Raw genomic sequence first — 9,024 nt, 5'->3', positions numbered from 1 at the left:
CGCCGGGGCTGTACGGCGAGAAGGACCCGACCTACGACGGTGTGTGGCGCCAGTCCCTGGCGATGACAGGGCAGTTCGCGGCCGGGGTGCGCCCGGCGGACCAGGCCGTCGCCTGGCTGAAGGGCCAGCAGTGCGCCGACGGCGCGTTCCCCGCGTACCGCCCCGACCCCGGCGTCCCCTGCGACGCGAAGACGGCGGTCGACTCGAACGCCACCGCCGCCGCCGTCCAGGCGCTCTCCACGCTCGGCGGTCAACGGCCCGCCATAAAGAAGGCGTTGGGCTGGCTCCGGTCCGTACAGAACAAGGACGGCGGCTGGGGCTATCTCCCCGGCACACCGACCGACACGAACTCCACCTCGCTGGTGATCGGCGCGCTGACCACCTCCGGGGTACGGCCCAGCTCCGTCCGGTCGTCCGAGGGCAGGAACCCGTACGACGCGCTGGTCGCCCTGGCCATTCCGTGCGACGCGGCGGAGGGCGCGGACGCGGGGGCCTTCGCGTACCAGCCGGACAAGACGGGCGGGTTGACCGCCAATGACGATGCCACCGCCGCGGCGGTGCTCGGCGGGCTCGGCAAGCGGATGATGGCCTGGCCGGTGCAGGCGGGCCCCGCACCGGGGTGTGTGGCGACGGCCGATCCCGGTCCTGAGCGGGTCGCCCGGAACGGCGCCGCCTATCTGGCGTCCGCGCTGGCCGCGAAGGGGCATCTCGACCAGCCGCCGATGCCGGGCGCGGAGGAGAGCGAACCGCTGCCTGACACAGGCAGCACGGCGGACGCCGTCGTCGCGCTGACGGCGGCCGGATACGGGGACCAGGCCTCGGGCGCCCTGGAGTGGCTGAAGGAGAATTCGGGTGCCTGGGCCCAGGAGAACGGTCCCGCCGCCTACGCCCAGCTCATCTTCGCCGCGCACGCCACGGGCACGGACCCGCGCAACTTCGGCGGGATCGACCTCGTCGAACGGCTGAACGCGACCGGGCCCAGGCCGAAGGCCATGGCCGCCGTGCCCGCCCCTGCGGCGGCGGTCACCGGCAGCGTCGGGAACAGCGGCCGTGACGGCGGAATCCTGTGGATACTCGGAATCGCGGTGGTGGTCTGCGCGAGCGTCCCGTTCCTGATCAGCGAGCGCAAGAGAAGCGAGCAGCCATGACCGGCGCGCGACGCTCCCGGCCGCTGGTGCACGCGGCTCTGGTCGGCACGTTCGTCATGGGTGCCGCGCTCGTCCTGGGGACGGGGAACGCCCAGGCGGCGGGCTACCGTTACTGGTCGTTCTGGGAGGGCGACGGCGGCGCCTGGACCTATGCCACCCAGGGCCCGGCCACGGCACTCCCCGCCGACGGCACTGCCGTGGGGTTCCGTTTCGCGGTGAGTACGGACAGCGCGGACGCGTCCCGGCCGCGCGACGGGTCCGGCTTCGCGGCGATCTGCGGTGCCACCCCCGAGGAAGCCGGGCGCAAGCGGGTCGCCGTGGTCGTGGACTACGGTACGGCCGCCGACGCCCCGGACGGCGAGCGCCCGCCCGCTCCCCGCGCCGGATGCGCCCGGCTCGGCGAGGACGCGACGGCCGCGGAGGCGCTGGCGGCGGTCGCGAAGCCACTGCGGTACGACGCCGACGCCCTGCTCTGCGCGATATCCGGGTATCCGGAGTCGGGGTGCGGTGAGCAGGTGGCGGACGGCGGTACGAACCGGACCGACGCGACGGCCGCTTCCATGGACTCCGGCGCTCCTGCGTCCTCCGGCGCCCCGGCTCCCACCGAGCCCGGCAGCCATCCCGAGCCCGAGGGCGACAGCGGTCCCTCCGTCGGCCTGGTCGCCGGAGCCGCCGCCGTTCTCGTCCTCACCGCCGCCGCTCTCCGCCGGGCCCGCCGCCGGCGCGAATGACCGGCCCGGGACGTGTCCCCGATGAGCCCGGGCCGTACGCCAACGCCATGACCCGGCGCCCATCACGCCACGTACCACCACGCTGAGCGCCGGACTACGAAACCGGCCCCGACTCCCGTATCGCACTGCCCGCGGGAACATCCGGACCCGCACCCTTCGGGAACGGATCCGGCCGCGCCGCCTCCTTCGGCAGCAGCTTCCTCGGCCCCGCCAGTACGTACGTCAGCCCGAAGCCCGCTCCCACCACCGCCGCCCCGCCCACCGCGTCCAGCACCCAGTGGTTGGCCGTGGCCACGATCGCGCAGACCGTGAAGAGCGGGTGGAGCAGCCCGAGAAGCTTCATCCAGGTCTTCGGCGCCAGCACCACGATCACCAGCCCGCACCACAGCGACCACCCGAAGTGCAGCGAGGGCATCGCCGCGTACTGGTTGGTGAGCGCGGTCAGCGCCCCGTAGTCCGGGTTCGTCAGATCCTGCGGCCCGTGCACCGTGTCGATGAACCCCATCCCGGGCATCAGCCGCGGCGGCGCCAGCGGATAGAGCCAGAAGCCGAGCAGCGCGAGGACGGTGGCGAAGCCGAGCGAGGAGCGGGCCCAGCGGTAGTCGGCGGGCCGGCGTACATAGAGGACGCCGAGGATCGTCAGCGGCACCACGAAGTGGAAGGAGGTGTAGTAGAAGTTGAGGAAGTTCCCCACCCACTCCGCCTTCACGGCCGCGTGGTTGAGCGTGTGCTCGATGTCGATGCCAAGTGCCCGCTCGACGGCGACGATCTCGCGGCCGTGCGCCTCGGCGGCCTCCCGGCCCCCGGTCGCGGCGAGCCGGATATGGGAGTAGACGGAGTAGCCGACGCGGATGGCGAGCAGTTCGAGCAGCAGATTGGGGCGGCCGAGCAGCCGCCGCCAGAAAGGCAGCAGCGGGATGCGGCGCCAGCGCGCGGGCACGGGCCTCGCGTACTCGGTCGCGACGGGCTGTTCGAAGTACGGCGAGGCGCGGGTCAGGAACGGCACCGCGCAGGCCGCCGCGAGCGCCGCGAGCAGCGGCACGTTGTCCCGCAGCGGATACAGCGCCTCCAGGTTCGGCAGCAGCATCTTCCCCGGCAGGGTCATCACCAGCACCACCACCGCGGGCCACACCAGCCGGTCCCTGGCGCGGGTGCCGACCCGGCCGACGAGGGCCAGCAGCACCCACAGAAGCTGGTGCTGCCAGGCGGTGGGCGAGACCGCGATCGCCGCGCAGCCGGTCAGCGCCACCGCGAGCAGAAGCTGCCCGTCCCGGGCGTAACGGACCGCGCGGCGCAGCCCGAAGAAGACGACGGCCGCCGCGAGGGCGACGAAGAGCACGATCTCCAGCGGGCCTGTCAGGCCCAGCCGGAGCAGCGCGCCGTGCAGTGACTGGTTGGCGAGGCTGTCGGGGCGCTCGCCGAGGCCCGCTCCCGCGACATGGTGCACCCAGTACGCCCATGAGTCGCTCGGCAGTGCCGTCCAGGCCAGCGCCGTACAGACCGCGAAGGTCCCCGCCGACGCGACGGCCGCCTTCTTGCGGCCCGTCAGCCAGAGCAGCGGCGCGAAGAGCAGAACGGCGGGCTGGAGGGCCGCGCCGATCCCCACGAGGACGCCGGAGCCGCGTTCGCCCCGTACGACGAAACAGCCGACCAGCACCAGCAGGACGGGGATGATGCTGGTCTGGCCGAGGTGGAAGCTGTTGCGCACCGGCAGGGACAGCATCAGCAGGCTGATGGTGACGGGGGCCGCGAGCAGTCCCGTACGGCGGGAGATCCGGCCCGGGAGCGCGCGGGCGACGACCAGTCCGAGGGCGACGACCAGCAGCAGCGTCCCGAAGGTCCACGCGATGCCGAGGCTCTCCTGGGCCGCGCGCGACAGCGGTTTGAGCACCAGCCCGGCGAACGGCGTCCCGGTGAACTTCTCGGTGTCGTACAGCGAGCCCGTCATGTGCAGCACGCCGTTCTCGCCGATCCAGGTCTCCAGATCGGTGAGCCGCCGGCCGGGCGGCTGTCTCAGGACGGCCGCCGCCTGTCTGACCGCCAGTACGGCGGCGAGCAGCCAGAGCATCGCGCGGGCCGTGCCGAAGCCCGTTCGCGCGCCGCCCGCCGCCGCACCGCCGTGCACACCGTGCTCCGCATTCACCACGCCGCGCCGACCCTCCGTCCGAAACCGCCGTGACCGCCGGCCGTGACCGCCGTGTCCGTCGGCTGTGACCGCCGTCCCTGGGGCAAGAGCCTCGCACTGCCCTCTCGGGAAGACTCAGGCAACCCCCTCTTCGCCTGACTGTCACCCCTGTTTCGCGCCGATGCCCTTCGCTTCGGGGTTTAGGAAGGCTACGGGCACGGTACGCGAGACGGCGCCGCGGCTCCGGGGAGCAGCGGCGCCGTCCGGCGGTGCGTGCGCGGGCCTTCGCGGGCCGGGCGCGGTCGGTGGCGGTCGGTCGCGGGTTCGCGGGCCGTGCGGTCAGTCGCAGTTCGGCTTGAGCCGCTCGGCGGCGAGGGCCCGTACGGTCCCGGCCGGGGGCGTCCCACCGCAGAAGGCAGGTCACATGCCAGTGGAAACGGGCACGTTCCGGCCACCGGCCGGTATGGCGGGGGCCATTGCCAGGACCGGCCGCCGGGGTATGTTCCCAGCAGAAACTAACTCGCCACACCCGCGTACGGACGAGAGGCACCCATGTCGCACATGTCCCAGGAGCGGTGGACCGCGGTCGACCGTTACTTCACCGACCAGCTCGCCCCCGCCGACGACGCGCTCACCGCGGCGCTCACCACCGCCGACGCGGCCGGCCTGCCCGCCATCAACGTCGCCCCGAACCAGGGCAAACTGCTGCACCTCCTCGCCCGTATCCAGGGCGCCCGTACGGTCCTGGAGATCGGCACCCTCGGCGGCTACAGCACCATCTGGCTGGGCCGCGCGCTGCCCGACGACGGGCGGCTGATCTCCCTGGAGTACGACCCGGCCCACGCCGAGGTCGCCCGCGCCAGCCTCACCAGGGCCGGGCTCGACAAGATCGCCGAGGTCAGGACGGGACCGGCGCTGGAGACGCTCCCGGTGCTGGAGGCCGAGGGCGCGGGGCCGTTCGACTTCGTGTTCATCGACGCGGACAAGCGCAACAATCCGCACTATCTGGAGTGGTCGCTGAAGCTGACCCGCCCCGGCAGCGTCATCGTCGTGGACAACGTCGTACGGAACGGGGCCGTCACCGACGCGTCGAGCGAGGACCCCTCGGTGGTGGGCACCCGCCGTATGACCGAGCTGATGGCGGCCAACCCCCGTCTCTCCGCGACCGCGGTCCAGACGGTGGGCGCCAAGGGGTACGACGGCTTCGCGCTGGCGCGGGTGCTCGCCTGAGCGGGCGGTAGGCACGCGCGCCCCTAATCCGCTGGCCGGAGAACCCCGCCGCCTGATAGCGATACGGCCATGACCTGGTCCGTACGCCCCGAACCCTTCGCCGCCCCCGACGCCTCCCGCCTCCGCCGCGCCTACTACGCCGAGGTCGCCGGACGTTACTGGGGGCGCCCCGCGACGGAGGCCGAGATCGACCAGGGCCTCGTGGACAACCCGGCCGACCCGGCCGGCCGACTCGTACCGCCCACCGGGGAGTTCGTCGTCGGCCGGTACGGCGGTCGGGCCGAGGCCTGCGGCGGGCTGCGGCTGCTGGACGGGGACGGGGAGACGGCGGAGCTGACCCGGGTCTATGTGAACCCGGCCGTACGCGGTACCGGAGGCGGCGGGGCACTGCTGGCCGCCCTGGAGGAGGCGGCGGTACGGCTCGGGGCCCGGCGGCTCGTACTCGACACCCGGCTCGACCTGGTCGAGGCGCGGGGGCTGTACGTGAAGCACGGCTTCCGGGAGATCCCGCCGTACGGCGAGCCGGGCCCGTACAGCGAGATCTGGTACGGCAGGGAACTCCCCGCCCGGACCGGGCGGCCGGCCCCGTGATCCGGCGGGCCCCGTGATCCCGTGATCCCCGTGAGCGCCTTGATCCCGTGAGCGCCTTGATCCGGTGAGCGCCGCGGCTCAGACCGCGTGGTCCCTCGGCGGGGCCGGGGCCGACGGGCGTTCGCCGGTGGAGCCGCACAGCTCGCTGTTGAGGTCCCGTACAAGCCGCTCCAGCTCCGCCGCCGGCCGGTCCGGCTGCCACCAGTCCCCCAGCAGCTCCGTCAGGGACTCCTCGCGCGCCTTCGCCAGCGCCTCGGCCGTCTCGGCTCCCCGCGCGGTCAGGGTCAGTTCGAGTCCCTCGCGCCGGGCCAGGCCGCGCTCCTCCACCTGACGGGACGCGTCGGTGACGGACCTGAGCGGTACGGGCAGGGTCTCCACCAGCAGCCCAGGCCGTACGGAGCCGTGCCGCCGGATGCGCAGCAGCAGCCAACTGGACGCGGGAAGCAGGTCGTACCCCGCCTTCGCAGTGATCTTCTCGTAAACGCGGCGGCGGCCCTCACGCGTGCCCAGCACCGAGAGCGCGCGGGCGACCTCGTCGCGGGAGGAGCGCTCGACCGGGTTGACCGCCAGGGTCGCGCTGGCCTCGGGCGCCGTCACCGAGCCGCGCAACGGCTCCTCCTTGAGGAAGCAGGCGACGACGAAGGCGAGCACCACGACCGGCACGGCATAGAGGAAGACATCGGTGATGGACGTCGAGAACGCGCGCAGTACGTCGGCGCGCAGCGCGGGCGGCAGCAGCTCGATGGCCCGCGGATCGGAGGACAGCCGGCCAGGTCCGACGCCGGGCGGCAGCGGCTGGCCGGCCAGGGTATGGGTCAGCCGGGCGGCGAGCAGATTGCTGAAGACCGTGCCGAATATCGCGACACCGAAGGACGCGCCGATCGAGCGGAAGAAGGTCGCGCCCGAGGTGGCGACGCCCAGGTCCCGGTAGCCGGCGGCGTTCTGCACGACCACGACCAGGACCTGCATGACCAGCCCCAGTCCCGCGCCGAAGACGAAGAGATACACGCTGGTCTCCCAGGTGCCGCTGGTCACGGTGAGCCGGTGGAGCAGCAGCAGCCCCACGGCGGTGACGGCCGCGCCCAGCACGGGTATCGCCTTCCAGCGGCCGGTCCGGCTGACGAGATGTCCGGACACGGTGGAGGTGATCAGCAGCCCGGCCACCAGGGGCAGCAGATGCACCCCCGACATGGTGGGGGACACGCCCTGGACGACCTGAAGGAACGTCGGCAGATATGTCATCGCGCCGAACATCGCGAAGCCGACGACAAAACTGATGACCGCGACGAGTGTAAAGGTCCTGAGCCGGAAGAGCCGTGGCGGCAGGACGGGTTCGGCCGCGCGCCGCTCGACTTCCATGAACAGAAAGAGCAGTACGGCGCCGAGCACGGCGAGGCCGATGATCTCGGCGGAGCCCCAGGCCCAGGTCGTACCGCCGAGCGAGGCGACGAGGACGAGACAGGTGGCGACGGAGGCGATCAGGAAGGTGCCGGGGTAGTCGATGGTGTGCCGGGTCGCGTGCGCCGGTATGCGCAGGACAGCGGCGATGACCGCGAGCGCGACCACGCCGATCGGCAGGTTGACGTAGAAGACCCACCGCCAGCTCAGCTCCTGGGTGAAGAAGCCTCCGAGCAGCGGGCCGAGCACACTGGTCACGCCGAAGACCGCGCCGAACAGCCCCTGGTACCGGCCGCGTTCGCGCGGCGGGACGATGTCGCCGACGATCGCCATCGACAGCACGATCAGCCCGCCGCCGCCCAGACCCTGGAGCGCGCGGAAGGCGATGAGCTGGGGCATGTCCTGGGCCGTGCCGCAGAGCGCGGAACCGGCCAGGAATATGACGATGGCTATCTGGAAGAGCCGCTTGCGGCCGTACTGGTCGCCCAGCTTGCCCCAGAGCGGGGTGGCGGCGGTCGACGCCAGCAGATAGGCGGTGACCACCCAGGACAGATGCTCAAGACCGCCGAGGTCGCTGACTATGGTCGGCAGCGCGGTGGAGACGATGGTCTGATCGAGCGAGGCGAGCAGCAGGCCCAGCAGCAGGGCTCCGATGATGACCAGGACGGTGGGCTGGTTCCGGTCGTCGCCTGGGACCGGACGCACGGCGGGGGTGCTCACATGCTGAACCATCGGGACATCTCCTTGGATCCACCGGGGGTTTCCATCCTGACCGTTGTGTCCCGTTATGGCCCGCCGAGCGCGGCCGGAGGACTGCCATGGGACTGCCGGAGGACCGCCGGAGGGCGGCCGAAGGGCTTGGGGGCGCGCGCACCGTTCGCACACGGCCTGCATAATCGGCGGCAGTTCAAGGGGAGGGGACCCACGTTGACCGGACAGCTCTGTCCCGAATGCGGTACGCCGCGCACCACCGGAGGCGGACCCGGCTGCGGGTGCGAGGCGGTACGGAAGGAACCGGCGGAGCGGCAGCGGCCGGACGCGGAGGTTCGTCAGGACGCGGAAGCGCAGCCGTCGCAGACAGAGGCGCAGACTCAGGTACTGCCCCAGGCGCAGACGCAGACACAGCCCCAGGCACAGGCACAGGCACAGGCACAGCAGAACGCGGGGACGCGGGAGGCGCGCCGGGACGCCGAGACGACGATGGTGCTGCGGGCGGTGGCACCGGGGGCGGTGGCACCGGCGAAGGGCACCGCGGCGGCCGGCGTGGCCGCCGGCGCGCCTTCGGACACGGCGGATACGGGAGCGCCGCAGGCCGCCGGAGCGGCCGGCGCCGGGACCGCGGGAGCGACCGCCCGGGCCACCGCCGAAGGCGGCGCCGAGGCCGAGGCCGCCCGCCAGGCGGGCCACCAGCGCGCCGCCGCCGAAGAGATCGCCGAGGCCGAGGACTTCAACCCGCTGCGCGTACGGCCGTACGTGACGCTCGACGCGGACGACGACAGCGCCGGGCCGCCGCCGGTCTTCCGTACCGCGGGCCCGATGCCGCCCCTCGCCCCCGCGCGCGGCCCGGCCGTACCGCCGCCCGCGAGCTCCTCCCCGGCGCCACCGCCGCACCGCAAGCGGTACCGGGCCCTGGTGATCGGCGCGGCGGCGCTGGCGGTGATCGGGACGGCGGCGTTCGCGGGCGGACTGTTCTCGCGGGACGAGCCTCAGGAACAGGCGCGGCCGGAGCAGACGCGCGACCTGCCGACCGTGGGTGCCGCCGAACCGTCGGGCCCGTCGGAGTCCTCGGCGTCCCCCACCC

The 9,024-nt window shown here is 73.1% G+C and carries 6 protein-coding genes and 1 pseudogene; 5 read left to right on the top strand and 2 right to left on the bottom strand.

Annotated elements, in window-relative coordinates:
• Both WH07_RS33755 and WH07_RS33750 read left to right on the top strand, forming a co-directional pair.
• Nucleotides 1-1,148 (top strand): prenyltransferase/squalene oxidase repeat-containing protein (locus WH07_RS33755; RefSeq protein WP_046508616.1); only part of this gene is annotated, 1,148 nt, incomplete at its 5' end.
• Nucleotides 1,145-1,879 carry an SCO2322 family protein gene (locus WH07_RS33750; RefSeq protein ID WP_198533946.1) on the top strand — a complete coding sequence of 245 codons (735 nt, stop codon included), beginning with the start codon at nucleotides 1,145-1,147 and terminating at the stop codon, nucleotides 1,877-1,879. The genes WH07_RS33755 and WH07_RS33750, both read left to right, overlap by 4 nt.
• Nucleotides 1,880-1,973: 94 nt before the next feature.
• Here the strand turns inward: WH07_RS33750 and WH07_RS33745 are convergent, their stop codons facing one another.
• The gene (locus tag WH07_RS33745; RefSeq protein WP_046508621.1) at nucleotides 1,974-3,947 is read right to left on the bottom strand and encodes a bifunctional glycosyltransferase 87/phosphatase PAP2 family protein; all 1,974 of its coding nucleotides are present in this window, start codon (nucleotides 3,945-3,947) and stop codon (nucleotides 1,974-1,976) included.
• A 618-nt stretch (nucleotides 3,948-4,565) separates the two neighbouring features.
• On the opposite strand from WH07_RS33745, the gene WH07_RS33740 reads away from it, so the two are divergent.
• Nucleotides 4,566-5,234 (top strand): O-methyltransferase, encoded by a 669-nt coding sequence (locus WH07_RS33740; RefSeq protein WP_046508620.1) that lies wholly within the window; start codon nucleotides 4,566-4,568, stop codon nucleotides 5,232-5,234.
• A gap of 69 nt (nucleotides 5,235-5,303) precedes the next feature.
• Complete coding sequence (locus tag WH07_RS33735; protein WP_046508614.1) at nucleotides 5,304-5,825, top strand: GNAT family N-acetyltransferase; 522 nt, start codon at nucleotides 5,304-5,306, stop codon at nucleotides 5,823-5,825.
• Nucleotides 5,826-5,903: 78 nt separating this feature from the next.
• Here WH07_RS33735 and WH07_RS33730 read toward each other — a convergent pair whose 3' ends face one another.
• Nucleotides 5,904-7,955 (bottom strand): MFS transporter, encoded by a 2,052-nt coding sequence (locus tag WH07_RS33730; protein WP_046508613.1) that lies wholly within the window; start codon nucleotides 7,953-7,955, stop codon nucleotides 5,904-5,906.
• Between the two features lie 195 nt (nucleotides 7,956-8,150).
• Between WH07_RS33730 and WH07_RS36510 the strand changes: the two are divergent.
• Nucleotides 8,151-9,024, top strand: a pseudogene (locus tag WH07_RS36510) (hypothetical protein); the annotation flags it as partial.

The organism is Streptomyces odonnellii (assembly GCF_000981895.1).
GTDB lineage: Bacteria > Actinomycetota > Actinomycetes > Streptomycetales > Streptomycetaceae > Streptomyces > Streptomyces odonnellii.
The sequence above is the reverse complement of the archived record's forward strand: the minus strand, read 5'-3'. Positions and strand labels throughout refer to the sequence as shown.

What these genes read in the sequence shown, in the direction of transcription:
- WH07_RS33750 (WP_198533946.1), top strand. Translation starts at nt 1,145, where the DNA reads ATGACCGGCGCGCGACGCTCCCGGCCGCTGGTGCACGCGGCTCTGGTC.
- WH07_RS33745 (WP_046508621.1), bottom strand. Translation starts at nt 3,947, where the DNA reads ATGCTCTGGCTGCTCGCCGCCGTACTGGCGGTCAGACAGGCGGCGGCC.
- WH07_RS33740 (WP_046508620.1), top strand. Translation starts at nt 4,566, where the DNA reads ATGTCCCAGGAGCGGTGGACCGCGGTCGACCGTTACTTCACCGACCAG.
- WH07_RS33735 (WP_046508614.1), top strand. Translation starts at nt 5,304, where the DNA reads ATGACCTGGTCCGTACGCCCCGAACCCTTCGCCGCCCCCGACGCCTCC.
- WH07_RS33730 (WP_046508613.1), bottom strand. Translation starts at nt 7,955, where the DNA reads ATGGTTCAGCATGTGAGCACCCCCGCCGTGCGTCCGGTCCCAGGCGAC.